24 protein-coding genes and 1 tRNA gene are annotated in these 24,574 nt (G+C 54.3%); 16 read left to right on the plus strand and 9 right to left on the minus strand.

Annotation, left to right across the window (positions count from 1 at the left end; genetic code table 11):
• Positions 1-16: 16 nt before the first annotated feature.
• Positions 17-1,153, minus strand: coding sequence for an isobutyryl-CoA dehydrogenase (locus DFP90_RS00890; RefSeq protein WP_115934540.1), 1,137 nt, complete (start codon positions 1,151-1,153; stop codon positions 17-19).
• A gap of 218 nt (positions 1,154-1,371) precedes the next feature.
• Here DFP90_RS00890 and DFP90_RS00895 point away from each other — a divergent pair, with 218 nt between their 5' ends.
• The gene (locus tag DFP90_RS00895; protein WP_115934541.1) at positions 1,372-2,673 is read left to right on the plus strand and encodes an O-acetylhomoserine aminocarboxypropyltransferase/cysteine synthase family protein; all 1,302 of its coding nucleotides are present in this window, start codon (positions 1,372-1,374) and stop codon (positions 2,671-2,673) included.
• Positions 2,674-2,883: 210 nt separating this feature from the next.
• A complete protein-coding gene (gene hemB, locus DFP90_RS00900; protein ID WP_115934542.1) occupies positions 2,884-3,888 on the plus strand; it encodes a porphobilinogen synthase in 1,005 nt (334 codons plus the stop codon).
• Between the two features lie 52 nt (positions 3,889-3,940).
• Here the strand turns inward: hemB and DFP90_RS00905 are convergent, their stop codons facing one another.
• Positions 3,941-4,435, minus strand: coding sequence for a hypothetical protein (locus DFP90_RS00905; protein WP_147300897.1), 495 nt, complete (start codon positions 4,433-4,435; stop codon positions 3,941-3,943).
• A gap of 263 nt (positions 4,436-4,698) precedes the next feature.
• Between DFP90_RS00905 and DFP90_RS00910 the strand changes: the two genes are divergently transcribed.
• Complete coding sequence (locus tag DFP90_RS00910) at positions 4,699-6,075, plus strand: L-serine ammonia-lyase (protein ID WP_115934544.1); 1,377 nt, start codon at positions 4,699-4,701, stop codon at positions 6,073-6,075.
• A 43-nt stretch (positions 6,076-6,118) separates the two neighbouring features.
• Here the strand turns inward: DFP90_RS00910 and DFP90_RS00915 are convergent, their stop codons facing one another.
• Complete coding sequence (locus DFP90_RS00915) at positions 6,119-6,610, minus strand: flavin reductase family protein (RefSeq protein ID WP_115935463.1); 492 nt, start codon at positions 6,608-6,610, stop codon at positions 6,119-6,121.
• A 108-nt stretch (positions 6,611-6,718) separates the two neighbouring features.
• Between DFP90_RS00915 and DFP90_RS00920 the strand changes: the two genes are divergently transcribed.
• From DFP90_RS00920 to DFP90_RS00970, 11 genes are all read left to right on the plus strand, one after another.
• Positions 6,719-7,498, plus strand: a complete 780-nt coding sequence (locus DFP90_RS00920; RefSeq protein WP_147300898.1) for a class I SAM-dependent methyltransferase — start codon at positions 6,719-6,721, stop codon at positions 7,496-7,498.
• A 163-nt stretch (positions 7,499-7,661) separates the two neighbouring features.
• Positions 7,662-8,522, plus strand: coding sequence for a flagellar motor stator protein MotA (gene motA, locus DFP90_RS00925; RefSeq protein ID WP_115934546.1), 861 nt, complete (start codon positions 7,662-7,664; stop codon positions 8,520-8,522).
• A 30-nt stretch (positions 8,523-8,552) separates the two neighbouring features.
• On the plus strand, positions 8,553-9,497 hold the full coding sequence (locus DFP90_RS00930; protein ID WP_115934547.1) for a flagellar motor protein MotB: 945 nt from the start codon (positions 8,553-8,555) through the stop codon (positions 9,495-9,497).
• A gap of 36 nt (positions 9,498-9,533) precedes the next feature.
• Positions 9,534-10,463, plus strand: a complete 930-nt coding sequence (locus DFP90_RS00935) for a flagellar motor protein MotB (protein ID WP_115934548.1) — start codon at positions 9,534-9,536, stop codon at positions 10,461-10,463.
• Positions 10,464-10,541: 78 nt separating this feature from the next.
• The gene (locus tag DFP90_RS00940; RefSeq protein WP_115934549.1) at positions 10,542-11,018 is read left to right on the plus strand and encodes an RDD family protein; all 477 of its coding nucleotides are present in this window, start codon (positions 10,542-10,544) and stop codon (positions 11,016-11,018) included.
• Between the two features lie 88 nt (positions 11,019-11,106).
• On the plus strand, positions 11,107-11,823 hold the full coding sequence (locus DFP90_RS00945; protein WP_115934550.1) for an arginyltransferase: 717 nt from the start codon (positions 11,107-11,109) through the stop codon (positions 11,821-11,823).
• A gap of 340 nt (positions 11,824-12,163) precedes the next feature.
• Positions 12,164-13,258, plus strand: a complete 1,095-nt coding sequence (locus DFP90_RS00950; RefSeq protein ID WP_115934551.1) for a TRAP transporter substrate-binding protein — start codon at positions 12,164-12,166, stop codon at positions 13,256-13,258.
• Between the two features lie 201 nt (positions 13,259-13,459).
• The gene (locus DFP90_RS00955; protein ID WP_245956932.1) at positions 13,460-14,002 is read left to right on the plus strand and encodes a TRAP transporter small permease subunit; all 543 of its coding nucleotides are present in this window, start codon (positions 13,460-13,462) and stop codon (positions 14,000-14,002) included.
• 2 nt (positions 14,003-14,004) lie between these two features.
• Positions 14,005-15,807, plus strand: coding sequence for a TRAP transporter large permease (locus tag DFP90_RS00960; protein ID WP_115934552.1), 1,803 nt, complete (start codon positions 14,005-14,007; stop codon positions 15,805-15,807).
• 178 nt (positions 15,808-15,985) lie between these two features.
• Complete coding sequence (locus DFP90_RS00965; protein WP_115934553.1) at positions 15,986-16,219, plus strand: hypothetical protein; 234 nt, start codon at positions 15,986-15,988, stop codon at positions 16,217-16,219.
• Positions 16,216-17,133, plus strand: coding sequence for a GNAT family N-acetyltransferase (locus tag DFP90_RS00970; RefSeq protein WP_115934554.1), 918 nt, complete (start codon positions 16,216-16,218; stop codon positions 17,131-17,133). The genes DFP90_RS00965 and DFP90_RS00970 overlap by 4 nt, the downstream gene beginning before the upstream one ends.
• On the opposite strand, the gene DFP90_RS00975 is transcribed toward DFP90_RS00970, so the two are convergent.
• The 4 genes from DFP90_RS00975 to DFP90_RS00990 all read right to left on the minus strand — a co-directional run bounded on the left by DFP90_RS00975 (position 17,124) and on the right by DFP90_RS00990 (position 21,864).
• Positions 17,124-17,738: a biotin transporter BioY gene (locus DFP90_RS00975; protein WP_115935465.1), complete on the minus strand. Its 615-nt coding sequence runs from the start codon at positions 17,736-17,738 to the stop codon at positions 17,124-17,126. The genes DFP90_RS00970 and DFP90_RS00975 overlap by 10 nt on opposite strands.
• Before the next feature lie 88 nt (positions 17,739-17,826).
• A complete protein-coding gene (gene parC / locus DFP90_RS00980) occupies positions 17,827-20,055 on the minus strand; it encodes a DNA topoisomerase IV subunit A (protein WP_115934555.1) in 2,229 nt (742 codons plus the stop codon).
• Positions 20,056-20,152: 97 nt separating this feature from the next.
• On the minus strand, positions 20,153-20,869 hold the full coding sequence (gene recO, locus DFP90_RS00985) for a DNA repair protein RecO (RefSeq protein WP_115934556.1): 717 nt from the start codon (positions 20,867-20,869) through the stop codon (positions 20,153-20,155).
• A 101-nt stretch (positions 20,870-20,970) separates the two neighbouring features.
• On the minus strand, positions 20,971-21,864 hold the full coding sequence (locus DFP90_RS00990; RefSeq protein ID WP_115935466.1) for a DMT family transporter: 894 nt from the start codon (positions 21,862-21,864) through the stop codon (positions 20,971-20,973).
• Positions 21,865-22,013: 149 nt separating this feature from the next.
• Between DFP90_RS00990 and DFP90_RS00995 the strand changes: the two genes are divergently transcribed.
• The gene (locus DFP90_RS00995; RefSeq protein WP_115934557.1) at positions 22,014-22,406 is read left to right on the plus strand and encodes a DUF983 domain-containing protein; all 393 of its coding nucleotides are present in this window, start codon (positions 22,014-22,016) and stop codon (positions 22,404-22,406) included.
• Between the two features lie 62 nt (positions 22,407-22,468).
• Here DFP90_RS00995 and DFP90_RS01000 read toward each other — a convergent pair whose 3' ends face one another.
• Positions 22,469-22,789, minus strand: coding sequence for a peptidylprolyl isomerase (locus tag DFP90_RS01000; RefSeq protein WP_115934558.1), 321 nt, complete (start codon positions 22,787-22,789; stop codon positions 22,469-22,471).
• A 150-nt stretch (positions 22,790-22,939) separates the two neighbouring features.
• Positions 22,940-23,015, minus strand: a tRNA-Glu gene (locus tag DFP90_RS01005).
• A 265-nt stretch (positions 23,016-23,280) separates the two neighbouring features.
• On the opposite strand from DFP90_RS01005, the gene DFP90_RS01010 reads away from it, so the two are divergent.
• Positions 23,281-24,558, plus strand: a complete 1,278-nt coding sequence (locus DFP90_RS01010; protein WP_115934559.1) for a flagellar hook-basal body complex protein — start codon at positions 23,281-23,283, stop codon at positions 24,556-24,558.
• Positions 24,559-24,574: the final 16 nt, after the last annotated feature.

Here is a 24,574-nt window from a genome sequence, read left to right on the forward strand (position 1 = left end):
GATTTCTCACCCTTTATCAACCAATCAGTTTTCGCGCGATGATAACGCGCATGATTTCATTTGTGCCTTCCAGGATCTGATGGACCCGGAGGTCCCGAAGATAACGTTCTATGGGGAAATCCTTAAGATAACCATAGCCGCCATGCAACTGCAGCGCCTCGTTAACAACGGAAAAACCGGTATCCGTGGCCAGCCGTTTCGCCATTGCGCAATATTGGGTGGCATCGGGATGCTTGCCATCCAGCGCACTGGCGGCCCGGTGCAACATCAGGCGGGCGGCCTCCAGCTCGGTTGCCATGTCCGCCAGTTTGAACTGCAGCGCCTGGAATTGATCCAGCCTGCGCCCAAACTGCTTTCGCTCCGCCATATAAGATTTTGCCGCCTCAAGACTGGCCCTTGCCCCGCCAAGCGAACAGGCGCCGATATTCAGCCGGCCACCATCAAGACCGGCCATGGCGATAGCGAACCCCTGCCCCTCCGAACCCACCAGGTTTTCAACCGGAATGCGGCAATCATCAAACTGAACCGATGAGGTCGGTTGGGATTTCCAGCCAAGTTTTCTTTCCTGGGCACCAAAGGACAGGCCAGATGTGCCATTTTCAACAACAAAACAGGAAATGCCTTTGGGCCCCTCTTCCCCGGTTCGAGCCATGACCACATAGATGTCGCTGCGTCCGCCACCGGATATGAAGGCCTTGGCACCATTCAGGACATAATGGTCACCATCTCGGACTGCCCGGGTCTTGAGCGACGCTGCGTCCGATCCCGCCGAAGGTTCCGTCAGGCAATAAGAGGCAAAATGATCCATCACCATCAGTTTCGGCAACACCCGTGCCCGCAAGTCATCATTGCCGAACCGGTCGATCATCCAACTCGCCATGTTATGGATTGAGATATAAGCCGCCGTGGAAGGACAGGCAGATGCCAACTCTTCAAAGATAATCGCGGCATCCAACCGTGTCAGCTCTGAGCCACCATGCTCGGCCCGACAATAGATGCCCCCAAACCCGAGTGCCGCCCCTGCCCGCAGGGTCTCTTCCGGGAAGATTGACTGATCATCCCATTCCTCTGCATTCGGCAATATTTCATTATTGGCAAAATTCCGGGCCATCTCCTGGAAGGAACGCTGGTCTTCGGTCAGGTCAAACTGCATGTTTTCCGCCTATCCTCATCATGAAACCCGCCAACCATACGCATGCGTATGGTGAATTTCAATGAATATCGACGTAAAGCGGCCTCAGTGATTCAGGTGACTTTAAGAGTTCTTTTATTCGAACGTTTTTTCGTCTTGACGAACGCCGTGGAATTATTGTTCATTACCCAAATGCCGAACAGCCGGCCTGAAATCAATGTCTCAATAGGGGAAGACCAATGACCGTCGAGAGCTCCAATCCGGAAACCCTTGTCCTACATGCCGGCTATCGCGCCGACCCGGCCACCGGATCCGTTGCGGTTCCGATCTACCAAACAACATCCTACCAGTTTGACAGCGCGGATCATGCCCGCAAACTTTTCGCCCTGGAGGAGCTTGGCAATATCTACACCCGGATTATGAACCCGACGGTGGATGTCCTTGAAAAACGGATCGCCGCCTTGGAAGGCGCTGTTGCCGCGCTGGCGGTTTCCTCTGGTCAAGCCGCCTCAACTTTCGCCATCCAGAACATTGCCAAAGCCGGTGACAATATTGTCAGCTCCACCGATCTTTATGGCGGCACCTGGAACCTGTTTGCCAATACCCTGAAAGATCAGGGGATTGAGGTGCGTTTTGTCGACCCGAGCGACCCGGAAAATTTCCGCCGCGCGACCGATGAAAAAACCCGTGCCTATTACGCCGAAACCCTCCCCAATCCGAAACTGGAGGTCTTTCCGATTCGTGAAGTCGCCGATATCGGACGGGAATATGGCATTCCCCTGATCGTAGACAATACCGCCGCACCGCTCATCTGCCGTCCGATCGATCATGGGGCAGCAGTGGTCGTCTATTCCACCACAAAATACATCGGCGGCCATGGCACGACCATCGGCGGTATGATCGTGGATTCAGGGAACTTCCCTTGGGAAGACCATCCGCAACGCCAGCCTTATCTGAACCAGCCTGACCCGAGCTACCACGGTGCAGTCTGGACCCAGGCGGTTAAACCGTTGGGCCCCATTGCGTACATCATCAAGGCACGGGTGACCTTGCTGCGTGATTTGGGCAGTGCGCAAAGCCCGTATAACGCATTCCAGACGATCCAGGGTTTGGAAACGCTGCCGCTGCGCATGCGTGAACATAACCGCAATGCCGCCGCCGTTGCGGAATTTCTCAGCAACCATGATCTGGTTGAGACCGTCATCCACCCTAGCCAGTCCGACGGCATTGCCCGGGAACGCGCTGAAACCTATCTGAAAGGCGGTTTTGGCGGCCTTGTCGGCTTCCACATCAAAGGTGGTCGCGAGGCGGGCGCCAAATTCATCGATGCACTGAAACTGTTTTACCATGTGGCCAATATCGGCGATGCGCGCTCGCTGGCCATTCATCCGGCGACCACAACCCATTCCCAGTTGAGCGCCGAAGAACAAGCAGCCAGCGGTGTCACCGATTCCTATGTTCGCCTGTCGATTGGAATCGAACATATCGACGACATTCTGGAAGACCTGGCACAAGCGCTGGCCGCCAGCAACCAGAATTGATGCCAACGAATAACCCGCATGACAGGTGAAAACAGAGATCTAGAGGGCGGCACTTGGCCGCCCTCATTTCTTTTCCCAGCCGAAATAGTCAACAAATAGGACAATAGGTCGCGAGACCATTGTCCAACGGCACTGTCCGGTTTAGTCTCTTGCCACCAAAGCAGGCGTTAAGCCCATGGCCAAGAAAACATCAATTACCAAGAGACAGGCATGAAGGTCCCCCATATCGGCCGCTATCCCGTGACCCGGATGCGGCGCAATCGCAGCAATCACTCTGTACGGCGCCTGACCGCCGAGAATCGGCTATCGGTCGACGACCTGATCTGGCCCGCCTTTGTCATTGATGGAAAAGGCAAAAAAGAGGGCATTGAGGCCATGCCTGGCGTTGAGCGCCTGAGCGTTGACCTGATCACGGAAGCGGCCCAGGAAGCCTGGGACCTTGGAATACCCGGTATCGCCCTCTTCCCCTATACAGATCCTGCGAAAAAGACTTCGGATGCCTTTGAGGCACTCAATCCGGACAATCTGATGAATGCCGCCACACGGGCCATCCGAAAGGCGTTGCCGGAAATGATGATCGTCTGTGACGTGGCCCTGGATCCTTATACCAGTCACGGCCATGACGGACTGTTGCGGGACGATAAGATCCTCAATGACGAAACCGTTGACGTGCTGGTTCGGCAAGCGCTTGTCCAGGCCGAAGCCGGATGTGACTGCATCGCGCCATCGGATATGATGGATGGCCGTATCCAGGCCATCCGTGAAACCCTTGATCATAGTGGCCATGAAGATGTCCGCATCATCTCTTACGCTGCAAAATATGCCTCCGGCTTTTATGGCCCCTTCCGGGAAGCCGTTGGATCCGGAACGGCCCTGCAGGGCGACAAACGCACCTATCAGATGGATCCCGCCAACAGTGACGAAGCATTGCGGGAAGTAGCCATGGATCTGGATGAAGGTGCCGACATGGTAATGGTCAAGCCCGGCATGCCATATCTGGATATCATCCGGCGCATTCATGAAACCTATGGCGTCCCGACATTGGCCTATCAGGTGTCCGGCGAATATTCCATGATCAAGGCTGCTGCCATGAATGGCTGGATGGATGGCGACAAGGCCATGATGGAAAGCCTGATGGCTTTTAAACGTGCCGGCGCCTGCGGAATATTGACCTATTTTGCCAAAGATGCCGCCAAGCGGCTGAAAGAAGGGTAACGAACTGTCGCCCAACGAAAAAAGCCGCCTGTAAGGCGGCTTTTTTGTATCGTCACCCGGCTGGCGGCCTGGAGACTTTTTCTAGATTTGCATAAATCATAGTGGCCAGCAGCCTCAGCCGCTCCGGCTGTGGGGATGATTGATCCAATTCCGCGATCATGTCCCGCATATTCCGGCGCGCTGCATCCATCATGCCCAGGAACCAGGCATCCGGGACCTGATCAAGGGCTACAGTTTCCCCGGCTGGCTGGGTCAGAATATCCGGCTTCGGTGCCTCGCCCGGCCGCGAGAGCGCCGCCAGTGGAGGAGCCACTTTGGATTCGGCCCGCACCTCCGCTTCGTTCAAGGCAAAGTTGTTTAGGATATGCGCCAGCCCAACGGCCTTTAACCGGAGTGTCTCCTTGGTGGCGGTGTTAAAGTCCTGTTCGCTCAACTCCTTGGCAAGATTCAAGGCCTGCTCATAACTGGCAGCTTCACGCGCCAAGGTTACCCCCGCCGATGCGAAGGTCAGTATAATTACTGTGAAAACAGCCACAAGGTTACGCACTTTTCCCTCCGGGAGATTCCAGGTCAAAAACAATCGCATGAATAGAAACCAGTCTTCCCATTGATCACAGACCGGTCACTGAAAAGCAATATGGAATTACCTGGGACAGATTTCCCCCTCGCCGAGGATTGGGCTCTGATGCCGCATTTCAACCACAAAATGTCTCGCCGCCCGATGCAGGACTTTCCGCCTTGCGGCAAATGATATCGTTACGGGTAATAACGCTGTATAATTATAACAATAAAGAATGAGAGAGCTCGAATATGCCTTTCAGCCTTTTCGAACTGTTCAAAATCGGGATAGGACCTTCCAGTTCACATACCGTGGGCCCCATGGTCGCGGGCAAACGGTTTTTGACCGATATGAAGGAACAAGGCCGATTTGATCCAATCCACAAGGTTCGGGTTGAACTCTATGGATCCCTCGCCCTGACCGGCAAGGGACACAGCACGGATGTTGCCACATTGCTAGGCCTGTGCGGTGAATTGCCGGACGAGGTGGATCCGGATTCCGTCCCCTCCTTATTGGAGGAGATCCGATCTTCCAGGGGATTGCGCCTTGATGGCCAGAAAATGGTCACCTTCAACGAAGCCGAAGATCTGATCTTCAAATTTGACGAATTGCTGCCCCATCACACCAACGGTATGCGATTCCTGGCATTCGATGCCTCAGGCACACAGATTGCCGAGCAGGATTATTATTCCATCGGCGGCGGATTTGTCGCGACCGCAGAGGAATTGGAAGACGGTAATCCGATGGATCACACGGATATGCCCTTCCCATTTGAAACCGCGGCACAGATGCTGACCATGGGACGGGAACACGGCTTCACCATTGCCGAGATGACCTTCCGGAATGAGCTCACAAAACATAGTGAGACAGAGATTCGCACCGGCCTCAGGAAAATCCGTGAAACCATGCGCAACTGTGTGGATCGCGGCCTCAAGCAGACCGGCATTCTGCCCGGCGGATTGAAAGTAAAACGACGCGCCTTTGCCATCCATGAACAGTTGGAAGGCAGCCGCGGCCGTAACGAGCATGTGCCCCATGAATCCATGGATTGGGTCAGCCTATACGCCATTGCGGTGAATGAGGAAAATGCGGCCGGCGGGCGCATCGTCACCGCCCCCACAAATGGAGCCGCCGGTATCCTGCCGGCTGTGCTGCGCTATTATGAGGATTTCTATCCCGGCATCACGGATGAGAAGGTGGATGATTTCCTGCTGACCGCAACGGCCATCGGATCCCTGATCAAACTAAACGCCTCCATTTCCGGGGCAGAGGTAGGGTGCCAGGGGGAAGTCGGCAGTGCCTGTTCCATGGCGGCGGCCGGCCTATGTGCCGCGCTTGGCGGCACCAATGAACAGATTGAGAATGCAGCGGAAATTGCCATGGAACATCACCTGGGCATGACCTGCGACCCGGTCGCGGGACTGGTTCAGGTTCCCTGCATCGAACGCAATGCCATGGGCGCCGTAAAGGCAATCAACGCGGCATCACTCGCCTTGAAGGGCGATGGCACGCATTTCATTTCGCTTGATACCGTCATTGAAACCATGCGCCAAACGGGCCTGGACATGCATTCAAGATATAAGGAAACCAGCCAGGGCGGCCTGGCGGTGAATGTCACCGAATGCTGATTAAGGAAAGGGCCGGTTTATCCGGCCTTTTTCATGTTGCGATCTAATCCGACGCCAGTGCATTATAACCGCCGCGGAAATAAAGCAGCGGCCTAGCATCCTCACGTTGTTTTCTGATTCGGCTGACCTCTCCAACGATAATCTGATGGTCGCCGCCATCATGCACAGCATACATCCGGCATTCCATGACGGTCAGGCAGTTCTCCAAAACCGGCACCCCTTCCTCCGTCACCTGATAGTCAATATCCGCAAATTTATCATCTGACTGGCGGGCGAAATTGTTCGACAGCGCCTGTTGGTCTTCCGCCAAAATATTAACCGCAAAACGGCTGGCGATTGAAAAAGCGTCAAAGCTGAGGGCATTCTTATCCAGGCAAAAGAGCACCAGCGGCGGCTCCAGCGAGACAGAAGAGAAAGAGTTAATGGTCACACCAACCGGTGATTTATTGTCCAGCATGCCAGTCACGACACAAACGCCTGTTGCAAACTGCCCACAGGCGGACCGGAAATCCAAAGCAGTAAAACTATCACCCATTTGCACTGATTCCACTTTCCATCGCTTCCGCAGGCTCTTGCCCTGCATTCTTCTTTGGCCCATCTTGTAATCCAGCTTAACAGCGGGGGCGAGGAAAAAAGAGACAAAATGGCGCGCTTTTCCGTCAAACTTCTATCTTATCCCATTCTCCGTGGGTTTCTTGCCCAGCTGTTTGCTCTGGCTGCCGTCATCTCGATTAATATAGTTCAGGGACACTATTCCGGCACCGGGCTCCCCATAATTTCACTGCTGCTGTTCAATGGGTTGATCGCCGCAGCAATTTCGACTTTTCTGGGACTGCCTTCATGGTGGCTCTATATCCAGGTCTCCTTCCCGTTTCTGATTGCCGCATCCCAGGTCATGGCTTTACCGGGCTGGATTTTTCCTCTGGCGTTGCTGTTCCTGATCGTCACTTTCTGGAATAGCATCGGAGACAGGGTGCCGCTTTATCTGAGCAACCGAGCGACGGGTCGGGCTTTGCTGAAGCTTCTGCCCGAAAATCGGCCGGGCCGTTTCATGGATCTTGGATGCGGACCTGCCGGCTTGCTCATTCAATTGGCCAAGGCACGACCGGATTGGCATTTTACCGGTATAGAAGCCTCTCCCGCCCTATGGTTGTTGGCACGTATCCGGGTCGCGGCCTCGGGATGCAACAACATCGACATCCACCTCAAAAACATATGGAAAACAGATGTTTACAACCAGGATTTCATTTATTGCTTCCTATCCCCTGCCCCCATGCCAGCCCTATTCCGGCAATTGAGCCAAAGGATGCACCCTGGAAGCAGACTGGTCAGCAATAGCTTTGATGTACCAGGCCAGGCCGCTGACGAAATAATCAGTTTGAAAGACCACCGAGACACCAAACTGCATTTGTGGCAAATATAGTAACCGAAAGTGTCTACTCTTTCCCTGGGCTGTTAACCTATTCTCAACAACTGTCATTCTATTTTTTACACTTGTTGAATTAACGATAACAAGTTGATGGACTTTAAGGTAAAAGGCTGTCTATTCTCATCCAATGAATAATTCCAAGGGGCTAGTTTAATTCATGTTTGTCATCATCGGCATGGTCCTGGTCGTCGCCGCGGTGATCGGCAGTTACGTTGCGATGGGTGGAAAACTCAGCGTTCTGAACCAGCCGTTCGAGGTTGTCATTATTTTCGGCGCCGGTATTTCCGCCTTCCTGGTGTCCAACCCGCTACATATCGTTAAAAAGGGGTTTGGGCGGCTCGCCGGCTGTGTCAAAGGATCAAAATACAAGAAAGCCGACTATCTGGAGCTGCTGCTTTGTCAGTATCAGGTTTTCAAATTGATGAAACAAAAGGGCGCGCTGGCCCTGGAACAACATGTTGAAAACCCGCATGACAGTACACTGTTCAAGGAATTTCCGAAATTCTACAGTGATCATCATGCCCTGGAATTCTTCTGTGATTACCTGCGTCTCATGACCCTTGGCACAGACAACCCGCATGAGATGGAAGCCCTGATGGATCAGGAATTAGAGGTTCATCACGCGGAAGATCATACCGTTGGACATGCCCTGACCCAGCTTGCCGAGAGCTTTCCCGCTCTCGGAATCGTCGCCGCGGTTCTGGGCGTCATCAAAACCATGGGCTCCATTTCCGAGCCTCCGGAAGTTCTCGGCGGCCTGATTGCCGGCGCTTTGGTCGGTACTTTTCTCGGCATTTTGCTGTGTTACGGCTGGTTTGCGCCGCTGGCCAGCACCGCCAAGCAGATCATGGAGGAAGAAGCCACCTATCTTGGCTGTTTGAAGACCGGTATCCTAGCCCATCTTCAGGGATATGCCCCGCAGGTTTCGGTAGAATTTGCCCGAAAGGCACTGGCCCCGCATAACCGGCCGACCTTCATCGAGGTGGAGGAAGCCACCGGCAACCTGCCCCCTGTCTGATGACTGCACATTCAGGAGGATCAAGACTGAATGGCTGATGCTTTCGAAGGCGATGATGCGTTAAAACCGCTGATCCTGACGAAAAAGAAAAAGATCCCGGCTGAGGCACATGGCGGGGCCTGGAAAATTGCCTATGCGGATTTTGTCACCGCCATGATGGCTTTTTTCCTGCTGCTCTGGCTCCTGAACGCGACCACCGAAGACCAGATGTTCGGTATCTCTGAATTTTTCGCCCCCACCAGTGTCGCCGAGGATGAAACCGCCGTCGGCGAAGCCCTGAAAGGGCTGGCTATTGCGGTTGAAGGGGCCATGCGGTCCGAAAGCTCGCGCCCCAGTGTGACCGTTGCCATTCCCACATATGGTGAGGAAGGCGAAGGTGAAGAAGCGGGGGAATTGCGTAAAAGCGAGCAGGAAGCCCATCTCAAGGAAGCCAAGGCCAGTGACATCGAGCAGGAGCGCCAGCTGCTGGATCTGGCCATGCAGAAATTGCGGCTTTCCGTTGAAAAGATGGAAGAATTTCAAGATATCCAGTCCAGTCTTCTGATTGAGATGACCCCGGAAGGCTTGCTGATCCAGATCCTTGATCAGCAAAAGCGACCGATGTTTGAAAAAGACACCGCCCAGCTCACCAAATTCTCGCGACGCTTGCTGGCGCTGGTTGGCAGCATTGTCGCCACATTGCCAAATGATATCGCCATAACAGGCCATACCGAGCGTAGCGGATTCAAGCGGGCCAATGATTTTACCAATTGGGCAATCTCAGGCCATCGTGCTGTTGCAGCCCAGCAATGGTTGATCGATGCGGGACTGCCGAAGGAACGGATCATTCAGGTGGAGGGAAAAGCGGATACCGAATTGCTCAACCCCCGCGAACCGACTTCCGAACGCAACCGGCGAATCAGCATATTGCTGACATTGGAAAACGATGACGAAGAAGGGTCCGTGCAGGATGGCCCGCCGTCCATTGATCCGTGATCATAAAACAGAAGTTATATCCCAGACAGGCAAGGCATGGCTGACGAAGACCAAGAAGTCATCATAATAACAAAAAAGGTGAAAGAAGAAGGCGCCCATGGGGGCGCCTGGAAGATTGCCTATGCCGATTTTGTCACCGCCATGATGGCTTTTTTCCTGCTGCTCTGGCTGTTGAATGCAACCGAACAGGAAGTGCTGGAAGGCATCTCCAACTATTTCAACCCCACAACCCGCACCACATCTGGCGCCAGCGGCAGTGGTGGCTTGTTTGGCGGCATTACATCCAACGAACCCGGCCCCACCGAAACCATGCTACATTCGGCTGCGCAGGACCGACAGACCAGCGCCAAAGGGGCATTGGAAGCCGAAGAAGGCGGATCTGGTAAGAATGACGAAGAAAGCACCGGTGACGCGGGTAAACTGGATCCTTTGCAAGAAGACGCAAATTTCTATGCGACGAAACAAAATCTGGAACGCGCAATCAATGCGTTGCCGCCTGAACTGCAGGATCTAAAACAATCCGTCCTTGTCGATGTGACTGAAGAAGGCCTTAGACTTCAGCTGATCGACCAGAAGAACCGGGAGAGTTTTGCCCCAGGTTCCGCGGAACTTACCGAGACAGGCCGCATGCTGCTCAAATTCATGGCGCAATATATCTCCAGGCTTCCCAACAAAATTTCGATCACCGGTCATACGGGTGAAGAACCGTCCGCCGATAATATCTGGACCCTTTCTGTCGACCGGGCGCTGACGACCCGACGGACATTGATCCAGAACGAAGCGATTCCCATTTCCCGGTTTGAAACCATCATAGGCCGCGGGGATTCGGAGTTATTGTTCCCCGATGACCCGACATCACCGCGCAACCGCCGGATGGTGGTTGTGCTGCTGCGCCAAGTCGGGTCGAAAAGCCGGGTCGGTGGTGGCAATGCGCCCCCCTCCATCTTTGGAAATCCGCAGCAGTAATCCGCCTCTGTCCTTGTAACGGCATCAGCAAAACCCCACATCCTGTTGTAGTCAGATCAATCGTTTCAGGAGAGCGCTGTGACTTTAAGCCCGAATGATCACAAGGATGCAAAATGGCAGGCATCCGGCGTGTCAATGCGCACCCATCAAGATGCAGATGCAACAGCAGTAACCGGACGGCGAATGGTTGCCTATCTGATTGATGTCTGTCTGCTCGGCCTGCTTGTACCGCTTTCCTGGCTGCTCAGCATCATCACATTCGGGCTGTTATCACCTATCATCGCCCTGGTGCTGATGGCGGCACCTTTCATCTATCATCCGGTCTGTATTGCTTCCTCCCGGGGCGCGACAATTGGTCAGAGAATCATGGGGCTCCGCGTCATATCCCATGATGGTGATCAGGTAAGTCCGATCCAGGCTTTATTCCAAACCGTCCTATTCTACGCCACATTGGGTTTCAGCGGCGGCCTGCTGCTTCTCTGGGCGCTGTTTGATGACAAATCCCGGTGCCTGCATGATATTTTCAGCGGCACGGTAACCGTTCGCGAGAATTGACCTGGGTCCCATCATTTGATCTTCACTGGACAGAAGCACCGGTTAGCAGGCAGAATTTCAACAGCAACCGCAGTGACGAGTTCGCCCAATGTCTGTTGAACGCCCGAAGAATCTAACACTGTTTCACCGTTCCGGTGTCATGGAATGCCCCTATCTTAAAGGTGAGGCGGAACAACAGCTTTTTGCGGAGTTACCGTCCAGCAATGCCCAGGGCTTGTTTGAAGAGTTGAGCCATGCCGGCTTCCGCCGCTCACACCAGATCATCTATCGCCCCAGTTGCCCAAATTGCGACGGATGCAAGTCGGTACGCATTCCCGCCCATGAATTCAAATGGTCCAAATCCTGGAAACGGGTCATGAAACGCAACCAGGACCTGACCATGGATCAGGTCGGCCTCAGGGTCACGCGGGAACAATTTGAACTGTTCAGCACCTATGTCCGCTCCCGCCATGGTGACGGAGAGATGGCGGAAATGAATGAACAGGACTATTTGGGACTGGTCCTGGCCAGCCCGGTTCATACCACGATTTTTGAATTTCGCGGTCCGGACGGACGCCTACGTGCAGCATGTCTGTGCGACATGCTGCGTGATGGGGTCTCAGCCGTCTACAGCTTCTTCGACCCGGCCTATGAGCGTGACAGCCTTGGCAGCTACATGATTCTTAAACTGATCGAATGGACCAAAGCACAAACCATGGATCATGTGTATTTAGGTTTCTGGGTCGATAACAGCCCCAAAATGGCCTACAAGCGCCGCTTTGCCCCGCTGGAATTTTTTGATCGAAATGGCTGGGTTCGGCTTTGAGCTGGCTGTGTGATCCAATATTGTATTGTTAGCTTGGTCACGCGCCCACCACACGCATCGGTATTTGGCCTCGTTTGGTGGAGATGAAGATTTCATCAACTATTTAAAGGAGATAACTGGGTCATATTACGGAGGGTAGATACCCAATAATGCGTAGGATGTTGCAATTTGTGCCTGTTGCCTTGGTATAAAATTAGGCTATAAATATTGTCATGCAGGTGGCCTGACTGGGGTAAAAATATAATGCAGGTCACTAAAAACCGGGGGTCGCTTCGCCATCACATCCTTCAAGCATGTGAACAATGCGGCTCTCAAAAAAACCTAGAGGGAGACGCAACTAATGAAACGTCGTGATTTTCTAAAATCCGCTGCCACCGGCGCGGTTGCTGCGGCAGGCGCCAGCGCTCTGGCCGCTCCGGCCATTGCCCAGGGCAAGCGTGAGCTGAAACTTGTCACCACCTGGCCGAAAGGCTTTCCGGGTCTTGGCACCGGCGCACAGCGCTTTGCCGATTCTGTAACCAAAGCCACTGACGGCCGTATCACGGTTAAGCTTTATGCGGCTGGCGAATTGGTGCCGCCTTTCGAATCCTTTGATGCCGTTTCCCAGGGCAATGCCGACATGTATCATGCGGCTGAATATTACTGGCAGGGCAAACATAAGGCTTTCAATTTCTTCACCGCGGTACCCTTTGGCCTGACCGCCAACGAAATGGATGCCTGGATCAACCATGCCGGCGGCCAGGAACTGTGGGACGAATTGTCCGGCCAGTTCAACTTGAAAGCCTTCCCTTGCGGCAATACCGGCGTCCAGATGGGCGGTTGGTTCAACAAGGAAATCAATTCCGTTGAAGACCTCAAAGGTTTGAAAATGCGTATGCCGGGTCTGGGCGGTGAAGTATTGCGCCGCCTGGGTGCAACCGCTGTGACCCTGCCGGGTGGAGAGATCTTCCCCAGCCTGCAGTCCGGTGCCATTGACGCCACCGAATGGGTCGGCCCGTGGAACGATCTGGCCTTTGGTTTCTACAAGGTGACCAAGTTCTACTACCATCCGGGTTTCCATGAGCCGGGTTCCACCCTGGCGGTTGGCATCAACAAAGATGTTTGGGAATCTTTCTCAGCCTCCGACCAGGAACTTATCCGTGCCTGCGCACTGGCCGAGAACAATTATTCCTGGGCCGAGTTCAATGCCAAGAACGCGGATTCTCTCGACACCTTGCTGACCCGCCATGGTGTGCAGCTGCGTGAATTCTCCGACGATGTTTACGAAGCCTTCGGTAAGGCCTCCCAGGAAGTGCTGGAAGAGACCGCTGCGACCGACGACATTTCCAAACGTGTCTATGACAGCTTTGCGGAGTTCCGCCGGAAATCCATGGGTTGGTCTGAATTGGCCGACGCCGGTTATATGCGCAAACGTAAGCAGGTTCTGTCCTCCTAATCGGAAACAGTCTTGCTGGAAATTAAGCCCCGGGAACTCCCCGGGGCTTTTTCCAGAGAGCCCGTTCAGGGCTCCGATATGGCATTCTTTTATAGATTTTCGTCCTGTTTCTCGTTTCCAGCCCCAAGGTGCTTCGTTTCCGTGGTAGGCTGCAAAAGAATTATGGTTCGACCTAACTAACAAAGTATTCAGGAGGGGTTTTTGGGAGCTCTAGCCTTTTTGGCGCGCGCCATTGACCGGTTCAACCAGACTGTCGGGATGTCGGTCGCCTGGTTTGCCCTGTTCATGGTCATCGTGCAATTTGTCGTTGTCGTGCTGCGTTATGTGTTCGGCTACGGCACTGTCTTCATGCAGGAATCCATCATTTATATGCATGGTTTCCTGTTCCTGCTTGGCGCAGGCTACACCCTGCTGCATGACGGTCATGTACGCGTTGATGTGTTTTACCGCGATGCCAGCCCCAAGAAAAAAGCGGCAGTCAATCTGTTTGGCTTGGTGAGCCTGCTCTTTCCGGTATGCATCTGCATGTGGTTTTACATGTGGCCCTATGTGGCCAATTCCTGGGAAATCCTGGAATCCTCCAAGGAAACCAGCGGCATTCCAGCCGTATTCGTCTTGAAAACCGCCATGCAGGCCTTCCTGTTGCTGATCATGCTGCAGGGCATTTCCATGGCAATCCATTCCATCCGGCAATTGGCCGGTGACGAGGAAATTCCCAATGATGAAGAGCATGAAGGACTGTAACCATGGCCATTGCTGAATATTTTGACATTGCCATGTTCGCGGTGGCCTGCATCTTCCTGATGATGGGCTTCCCTGTGGCTTTCACGCTTGCCGGTGTGGCCTTGATATTTGCGCTGATGGGCTTTGCCACCGGTCATTTTGATATGGCCTTCATCGGCAACATCCCCAGCCGTATTTTTGGCGGCGCCGTCTGGAACGAGGTTCTGATCGCAGTACCGCTCTTTGTTTTCATGGGCGTGATGCTGGAAAGATCCAAGGTAGCCGAAGAACTGCTCGAGACCATGGGACGCCTTTTTGGCACCATGCGCGGTGGCCTGGGCTTGTCTGTCTCCATCGTTGGTGCGTTGCTGGCCGCCTCCACCGGCATTGTCGGGGCGACGGTTGTCACCATGGGCCTGATGTCCCTGCCAACCATGATGCGGCGCGGTTATGATCCCTCGCTTGCCTGCGGCTCCATCTGTGCTGCCGGCACCCTGGGCCAGATCATTCCGCCTTCTATCGTATTAGTCCTGTTGGGGGATCAAATCTCCAACGCTTATGTGGATGCGCAGCGCGCAGTCGGCAACTGGTCCCCCGAACCTGTATCGGTGGGCGATCTGTTTGCGGGCGCCCTGCTGCCGGGCTTGATGCTGGTGGGGATGTATATGGCCTATCAGATGATCTATGCCTTCGTGAAACCCAACAGCTGTCCGCCGATCCCGGCGGATCCGGATGCCTCTCGCGGTCTGGCCGGCCAGGTCATGCATGCTTTGCTGCCGCCGGTCTTGCTGATCGTTGCCGTTCTGGGTTCGATCCTGGCCGGTATTGCCACCCCTACCGAGGCCGCTGCTGTTGGCGCGGTCGGCGCGATCCTGCTGGCCGGTCTCCGGGTTCAGGAACTGGATATGGAGCGTCCGCTGGTCGATAACGCCCCCTCCACTGAGGCGGTGATCAGCCGCCTCGCCGGTGCCGCCATCGGTGGCTTCATTCTGTTCATGCTGGCAGGCGACGCCCTCTTTGCCAACCCCTGGATTTCCGGCATTGTCGGAACCGTGGTTGGTGTCTTGATTACCGCGGCCCATTTGTTCCGGAAATTTATGGGTGGGTTGGATAACGGTTCCAACCGGCCGATCTATGTCGCCGCAGCATCTCTTGCCGTCATGCTGTTTGTGTCCAATTTCCTGGATACGATCATCATGAAAGACGAAATCGCAGTCACCGATCTGATCGGTATTGCGATTTGTATTCTTGCGACCATCGGCCTGGCCTGGGGCATGCTGGTGGCCCTTTGGCGTGTCTGGGGCGCCGGAATTCTGCGCCTGGTTAACCGCGGTACTATGGAAATCTCCTCTATGGTCTTCACCATTCTGATCGGTGCAGCCATGTTCAGCCTTGTCTTCCGCGGTTTTGGCGGTGATGAGGCTGTACAGGAATTCCTGCTCGGCCTGCCGGGCGGTGAATGGGGCATGATTTTCATGGTGATGGTTGTCATGTTCATTCTGGGATTCTTCCTGGACTTCATCGAAATCACCTTTGTGGTGGTGCCGATTGTAGCCCCGATCCTGTTGCAAAATGACTGGGTTAGCCCCGTCTGGCTCGGCATTCTGATGGCCATGAACCTGCAGACATCCTTCCTGACACCGCCCTTTGGCTTTGCGCTATTTTATCTGCGCGGGGTGGCACCGGAATCGATCACGACCATGCATATCTACAAAGGTGTCATTCCTTTCGTACTGATCCAAATCATCGCGCTGGGGATCCTGGCCATGAACCCGTGGCTGGCAAATTACCTGCCGGAAGCGATCTTCGGCACCAAGTTCAGCTAACGGGCGCGACCGTCAAGCAAAAGAAAAAGGGTTGCCTTTCGGGGCAGCCCTTTTTCATTGGATTTCAATAGACTGGCTGGCCTAGTATCAACCAAGCAGGCAAAGCAGTCCGTAACATCGCCCAAGCCCCACCTGAACCACAAAATATAAAATGACGTCCAGTATCAGGCAGCACATCATGAAGAGCATCACCGCGCGCCACGTGATGCGCATCCCCTTCATGACCGGTCGGTTCAGCCAACCGAACCAGTCAGCCAGCGATGTATTTCTCTCCGGCCGGCTAACGGTGACAATGGGCTCCGCCGGAGCATGGGCCCCCTTCAACGCCTTTGATGCCGCCTTGCTCGCTTTGCTATATTTCCTGCGGCCGGTCATGGTCCTTGTCCCTCTTATCTCGGAACCCGCATCATGACCGGGATTCGCCTCGATTGGAAAGCACCCAACGAATCTGACTGGCAATCGGTTCTGAACAAGATCCCCCGATCCAGCATCTTTCAGGATTGGCATATCGGCGTGGCTATTGCCAAAGCCGAGAAAATGGAAATCGCCCGCGCCTTGATCTATCGGGAAGCAAACGCAATCGGTCTCTGCCAGTTGTATATCCAGCGCCATTGGCTGGGGATCAAATCTGCCCGCATGATCCGTGGCCCGCTTTTTTCTAAACTGCCTGGATCATCCGAACTGATGGAAGCCATGCGACAGTGCAAAACCCAGTATCCCTTAACAAAAGGATATTGGACCACCCTTTTGCCCGAGCTTCCAGACACGGATGCCACCCAAAAAACTCTCTCAGATGCAGGATTGAACCGCATTATGACGGGATATCAGTCAATCTGGCTCAATTTGGCTTCCTCGACCGAAAAACTGCGAACGGATCTTCATCCGAAATGGCGAAACCAACTGGGAAAGGCGGAAAAAAACGCGCTGGAAATCGTCGAGCTACCGGACATTTCCCAATTACTCGCACAGCATAAAGACCATATGAAACAAGCGGGCTTTCATGCTCTACCACCTGAAACCTACGGTCTCATCCCTACCGCTCAGAAACTCTGCCTGTCGGCAAGGAAAGACGGTCAGGATGTCGCCTCATTGCTGATCTTGCGCCATGGCAGGGCCGCAACCTACCAAATTGGCTGGACCAAAGACATTGGCCGCAGCCTTCATGCCACCAATCTCCTGCTTTGGCGGGCCATCCTTATCCTTAAGGAAAAAGAGATCTCTTGGCTCGATTTGGGTGGTGTGGAACCGACAAAAAATCCGGGTTTGGCCCGTTTCAAAGAGAGGGTGGGCGGCGAAAAATTCACCTTGGCCGGCACCTATCTGTGAGCCGCATCAAATCCGGTTATCGAGAGTAGCTTCCAGAGACCGGGCAACAACAGCGCAGCCAAAATCACCTTGGCGAGATCAGCAAACAGGAAAGGCTGTAAACCAAGTTCAATCGCCTTGTTAACGCCGACGAAACCGGTCAGCCAGACAAGTCCCGGCCCATAAATACAAAGCAATCCCATGGCCATGGCCGCGGCGGCCGTCACGGGATTCCGGTCCCAGCCTTTTTGTGCAAGCCCGCCAATAAGACAGGCTGCGATCAGAAAGCCGACCAGATATCCACCAGTCGGCCCCACCATATAGGCGATCCCGATCCCGCGTTCCGGCGTGCCTGCAAAAACGGGAAATCCAACAGCGCCCTCAAACAGATAAAGCGCAACAGCTGCCATACCCAAGCGGCGCCCTAGAATCATGGGCAATACCATAACGGCAAAAGTCTGCATGGTTTGCGGTACCGGCCAAAAAGGCACTTGAGTTTTCGCTGACAAAACCAACAACAAACTGGCAGCAACCACCAGCAGAAACCCGCGCTTTCCGCGAGATCCCGGAAGATACTGTGCCAGCACCGCTGAAATCGTTGTGGAAACCGCAGACCGTGCCTGCATCCCCATTCCCCCAAAAGAATACCCTGTTCTACGAAAGGTCATAACATCGACCAGAACCGAGGTCACGCCCCAATTTTCAGACTATCCGTTATGCAAATCGATTATTCCTCGGGAAACCCGGCGGCGGCATCCGGCCGGCCTGGGCACGCTTGCCCAGCCAATCGGTTACATCGGTCACTGTGCGTACCCGATCCCCGGATTTCCAGGTCAGACCATCTTCGTTCTTGAAAATCCTGAGATCGGAAATGCCGCCATCACGGTATTTCTGCAGGATCACACCCCGGCCGCGCCCCATTTCAGGAATTTCCGAGATTGGGAAAACAAGCATGCGGCGGTTCTGGCCGATAATCGCGACCATATCCCCCACCACCGGGTAACAAAGCTTCGCCGTTACCCGGCCCGATACATTCAAGACCTGCTTGCCGTTTCGGGTCTGGGCAACCACATCTTTTTCAGAGGTAACAAAACCACGCCCATCGCTGGAGGCCACCAAAATTTTACGTTCAGGATCGTGGACAAAAAGGCTTACCAGATCATGTTCGTTGGGCAAATCCACCATAAGACGCAAGGGTTCTCCATGTCCTCTGCCGCCCGGCAATTTATCTGCACCAACCGTATAGAAGCGGCCATTGGTGGAGAGGAACAGGATCTTGTCAGTGGTTTGGGCGTGAATGGCCCATCTCGGGCCATCGCCTTCCTTGTATTTGATCTCCCCGAAATCGGCGAGATGGCCCTTCATGGCCCGTACCCAGCCTTTTTCCGAGCAAACAACCGTGATCGGTTCTTTTTCGATCATCGCTTCCAAAGGCACGACAACCGCGCTTGGCGCTTCGCCGATCTCCGTCCGTCGGCGGCCTAGTTCGGTATTCTTGCCAAATTTCTTCTTCATTTCACCGATTTCCGAAGAGATTTTTTTCCACTGCATCTCTTCATCACCCAACAGCGCAATCAGGCCGTTAAGCTCTTCGGTGAGACTATCATGCTCCTTGCGGATCTCCATTTCTTCCAACCGCCGTAAGGAGCGCAGACGCATATTTAAAATTGCGTCAGCCTGGATCTCGGTCAGCGAGAAGGTCTTGATCAGTTCCTGCTTGGGATGATCCTCAAATCGGATGATCCGGATCACTTCATCCAGATTGAGATAGCAAATCAGATAGCCATCGAGAATTTCCAGGCGCCGTTCGATTTGGGCTTTACGATGTTCCGAGCGCCGCACTAAAACATCCTGGCGATGTTCCAAGAAGGCCTTGAGCACCTCGCGCAAATCCATCACGCGCGGCACCCGTCCGCGATCGGCCAGGACATTCATGTTCAACGAGATGCGGTTTTCCAGATCCGTCTGGCGGAACAGGGATTCCATCAGCATTTCCGGTTCCACATTGCGGGATTTGGGTTCCAGCACAATGCGTACATCCTCGGCCGATTCATCCCGGATATCCGACAGGATTGCGATTTTACGATTGGCGATCAGCTCCGCGATCCGCTCAATCAGTTTTGATTTCTGGACCTGATAGGGGATTTCGGTCACGACAATCTGCCAGGTGCCGCCTTTCAGTTTCTCCACCTCCCAGCGGGCTCGGACCCTGAAACCGCCTTTGCCCGTGCTGTAGGCTTCCAGGATCGCCTCCCGGCTTTCACACAAAACGCCACCCGTCGGGAAATCCGGTCCGGGCACCAGCTCCACCAGCTTTTCCATGCCGGCATTGGGAAACTTGATCAGATGCTGCAAAGCTTCGCACAGCTCCCCAGCATTATGCGGCGGGATATTGGTCGCCATGCCAACCGCGATACCGGAGGCACCATTGGCCAGCAAATTTGGAAAAGCCGCCGGCAGGACAACCGGCTCCTCGCCCTCACCGTCATAGGTGGGGCGGAAATCAACCGCATTCTCATCAATGCCGTTCAGCAACGCCTGGGCGACTTCCGTCAGACGTGCTTCGGTATAACGCATGGCCGCTGCATTATCGCCATCCACATTGCCGAAATTGCCCTGGCCATCCACCAGCGGATAGCGCACGGCAAATTCCTGGGCCAGACGAACCATCGCATCATAAATGGCCTGGTCACCGTGAGGATGGTATTTACCCATCACATCCCCGACGATACGGGCACATTTCTTAAAGCCGGAATCCGGATTGAGTTTGAGCTCGCGCATGGCATGCAGCAAGCGCCGGTGAACCGGTTTCAAGCCATCCCGCACATCCGGCAGCGAGCGCGATGTGATCGTGGACATGGCATAGGCCAGATATCGTTCACTTAACGCCTCTGCAAGTGGGGTGACGCGCATCTCGGCAGCGGCATTTTTAGAATCACTCATGACGGAATCCCAAGTTACGATACTTACCAGATATAGTAATCAGGGAGCACAGAAACGCAACAGCTAGCTGGTTCATCAACAATCAAATTGCAGGAAATCAGGCCTTTAACCAGCGATCCATCAGCCTTCCCCGGCTGTCCGGCAGGGCTTTGCTGGAATGGGCCAAAACATGGCGGTTCAAAAAATGCCCTGTCAGCTTTAGCGCCTGCACCAAATCAGCAGCCCCCGGCACCTCCCCCGTCAACAGGAAGGCCGGCAATGCCAGCAGCCGGTCGTGATAAGGCCTGCCTGCCTGCGCCGATACCGCTCGCCCGGTTTTGGGCGACACGTAAACCAGCCCGTCCCGTTCTCCCGTCGCCGCACATTGGCTGAAATCCAGGCCAAACCCCAATTCTGCCAGCAGGCCGATTTCCCATTTCACGTAAACTGAGGGCCAGTCGTCATGATCCAGCGCCACCATCAAAGAAGAGAGTGTTTCAAATAGATCCGGATGCGGCTCATGTTCCGGCACCCCGGCCGACACCAATGCACATGCGGACATCATAGCGGTCAACTTTCCTGGATCCAGCATCAAGGGCGCCACATTGCTTTGCAGCAATTCCATACTGTAAATACCCAGATGCTCTTCCAGCCTGGCATGCCAGTTCAACCGAACAAGGTTGCCCGGCTGTACAATGCCGCGAAGTTTCTTTGAACTCACCTGCCGGACCAGACCGGCATGGCGGCCGTGGCTGCGTGTAAAGGCCGAGACAATAGCCGAGGTCTCGCCATGCTTGCGCACCCCTAAAATCACGCCATCATCCTGCCAGTCCATCGCAATCCCCGGATTGAACCAAAATCAGATCAGCCCATGCTCATTGAGAGAGAACGCCTCACTATGTATCCGATGCCAATTGCATATGCAAAATCGCCATGTCACACCATGAAAATCATGCCAGTGCCAACAGCAACAGCCAGGGCTCCGCACCAGGCGCCTGCCGCAGGGCGCTCTTTGGTTTTAATCCAGATCAACGGCAGCATCAAAGCCGGAGACGTTGCCGACAGGGTGGCCACAATTCCCGTATCCCCATGGCGCAAAGCCACCATCAGCAGGGTCATACCAACCCCCATGCCGAAAAAACCACTGGCCAGAGTAAACCAGAATACCTTCCGGCTCATTTCACCCTGCGGCTTAAATTGCGGCAAAGGTAATTGCGCCAAGACCATCAGCCCAACCGCCGATACGCCGACCCGGACAGCAGAGGCTGCTACGGGATCCGCCCCTTGAGCCAACACAGGTTTGGACAGGATTAGACCGACCGCCTGCGCGGTGGCCGCCAGCAAGCCGAACAAAATACCGGCCAACAAGGTTCCGCGAATGCTTTCCCATTGGTGCAGTTGATCTTTTCGCTTACCATAAACAATGGCCAGGACCACTCCCGCTACCACGAGCACACAGCCGCCAAGTGCCATCGGCACCAACCTCTCGTTCAGAAACAGGAACCCCAACAACGTTGCGATCGGAGCATTCATGGCAAAAAGAATGGCCGTGCGCCGCGGCCCCATGCGCCTAAGCGTGGTGAAAAGCGCTGTATCGCCAATAAAAATCCCAATGACCCCGCTCAAAATCAGCGCGACCATCATCCCGCCGGCAAGACTGTCCCATTCCCCGGTCACGGTCACCGCGGCAGACAACAGCAACGTCACAAATACCATTCGCAACCGGTTAAAGGCAGCCGCGCCCAGTATCTGAGCGGGATATACTGAAATAAGTGAGCTGAACGACCAACATAGGGCTGCCCCCAGCGCCCCGATTATCGCAATCATCATGAGACCCAACCCGCCCAGCATTATTGTTATCTACCCCTCCCCGGTACCCCCTCCCGAAACCTGCGTCAATCGATCTCTTGCCGCATTTTGCAACCAGGCCTAGATTTAACGGATGAATTCAGGATCAATGAGATGCAGGGGGCGAGAATATGACGGAAGAAACCGCAATGCAGGAGCTTGAAAAAAGGCCACTCTTCAAATCGATTTTTCGGGGACTCTGCCAGAAATGCCCCAATTGCGGTGAGGGAAAAATCTATCGCCGTTATCTGAAAGCAACCGATTCCTGCGCTGTTTGCGGTGAAACCCTATCTCATATCCGAACGGATGATTTTGGTCCCTGGCTGACCATCATCATTCTGAGCCATTTTGTCTTCCCAACGATCATTCTGTTGGAAACCTACTGGACACCGCCCTGGTGGCAGACAGCCCTGGTGATGCTCGGCATGGCCTGCGCTCTGGTCCCAATGATCCTGCCCTTTTCAAAAGGGGCCATCCTCGGCTTGATGTGGGCCCTGCGCATTCGTGGTGACGAACAACATTAGGTCCAATAAAAAAGCCCCGCCGGACAGCCGGCGGGGCTCTTCATAACCGTCTTGGAAACGGATTAAGCGGTCCGCGTAATCAAGTGGTAACCGAAAGCGGTCTCCACGACGTCGCTGGTGCCGCCAACTTCCAAGGCAAAGGTTGCGGTTTCAAATTCCGGAACCATCTGGCCGCGGCCGAAAGAGCCAAGCTCCCCGCCGGACTGGCCTGACGGACAATCGGAATGTTCCTGCGCCAGAGCCGCAAAATCAGCACCACCCTCAATATCCGCTTTCAGCTTATTGATCAGCTCCAATGCATCATCCTTGGAACGGGTGGCAGTGGAACGCATGGAGCCTTCATACATCAACAGAATATGGGAAGCAGCAACCTGGTCAGCCATCGGCCTTCTCCTTTGAAACAGTCTTTGCCCGGCCTGATTAAACTAACTACTGGAAAGGAACTGCGCAGCAACCGACCCGGGCCAAAAAAACAAAAAAGCCGGAAGTGCGAACCCTTCCGGCATTTCATCAATAACTCTCTCCCAACTGGATGGCGTCCCCTACGGGATTCGAACCCGTGTTGCCGCCGTGAAAGGGCGGTGTCCTAGGCCTCTAGACGAAGGGGACTTTGTCATCCTGTGGACGGGCCTTGATGTATCCTCCAGCCCCCTCCCGGTCAAGCGATTAATTGCAAAAATATGAAAATTATTTTTCCACCCCTACACCCGGCATTTTTTTCACTTCCCCGCGCCAGTATTACCGAACCGCAAACGTATCAAGAAATAGATCAGGTATATCGTTAAGGGATAGACTGGCCTTCACAATGATTGGCACCCTTGTTGCATAATCTCTGGACATATGAGGTATGACGTCTGAGAAGCAAGGTTAAGCTATGGTTCATCATTATGCTTTTTCCGCCAGCCTGGCGGCCATGAAAGCCCAGTCAAAGGCAATGGAAGTCATTGGTATCAATGTATCCAACGTCTCGACCGCTGGCTACAAGGCCCAGAAAGCGCAGTTTCATGACCTTGTCCAATCGACAGATATCGGTTCAACCTCCGAGAATTACAGCGGCATGCGGCCGCTTTTGAAGAACATGTTTGATCGTGACGGTCAGGTTGCCAATACCGCGCGCCCCTATGATGCTGCCATGTTAGGCAGCGGCTTTTTCGTAACCAGTGATACCCCTTCCGCCGCAGGCAATATCAGCCTGACCAAAGCTGGACAGTTCAACCCCACAGTGGACCCGGCCTCCACAACCAATCAAACCTATTTGACGGATGCCAGTGGGCATTATCTGCTGGGTTGGCCGTACAGCACCGCGACCAACAGCTTCACCACCGGCACGGGGATCCCCTCGCTACAGCCAATTCAGATTGATCCGAACAATCTTTTTGCCGCCGCAGGAACAACCCAGGCCAGCATCGCGGCCAACATCCCGGCGGATGCAGCTGTCGGCAACAGCTATACAACATCCATGTCCATTTATGACGGCACGGGAGATGCCGACAATGTCTCCGACGTTAGGAATCTGGATGTCATCTGGACGAAAACCGCGACCAACACCTGGGATATCACCTTCTCCGCCACCGGGGGCACCGTGGCTTCCCCTGCGGCAGCTGTGCAACTGACCTTTGACGGCGCCGGATTGAACCCCACTTTTACCGCAACCAACACCAGCGCCCAGGCACTCACCATCAACTGGACAAGTCCAGCAGGGGCCAGCAACACGCTTTCCCTTGATGTAGCGAACATGACACAGTTTGCCGGGACACAGCTTGATATCCGGGATATCAGTGCCAACGGCAATACCGACGGCTATCTGAAAAATGCCAGCTTCAATAATGACGGCGTTGTTATGGGTGAGTTTACCAATGGCCTGTTGCGGCCGGTTGCCAAAGTTGCCGCTGCCACCGTCACCAATACCAATGGCCTGCAAAATACCGGCGACACCCATTTTCTGCTGACAGCGGATTCCGGAACTCTCACTTTGCGGGATCCTGATGCGACGGATCTTGTAACCTTCGTCGCCGGCGGATACGAAACCTCAACAACAGAGCTCTCCGACGAAGTGACGCTGATGATCCAGACTCAACGGGCCTACAGCTCCGCAGCCACGAGCCTGCGCACAGTCGATGAGATGACCAAAACCGCGACCGAGCTGAAGTAAACAGACTCGAAGACAG

It is taken from the genome of Aestuariispira insulae (genome assembly GCF_003385955.1).
Taxonomy (GTDB): Bacteria; Pseudomonadota; Alphaproteobacteria; order UBA8366; family Aestuariispiraceae; genus Aestuariispira; species Aestuariispira insulae.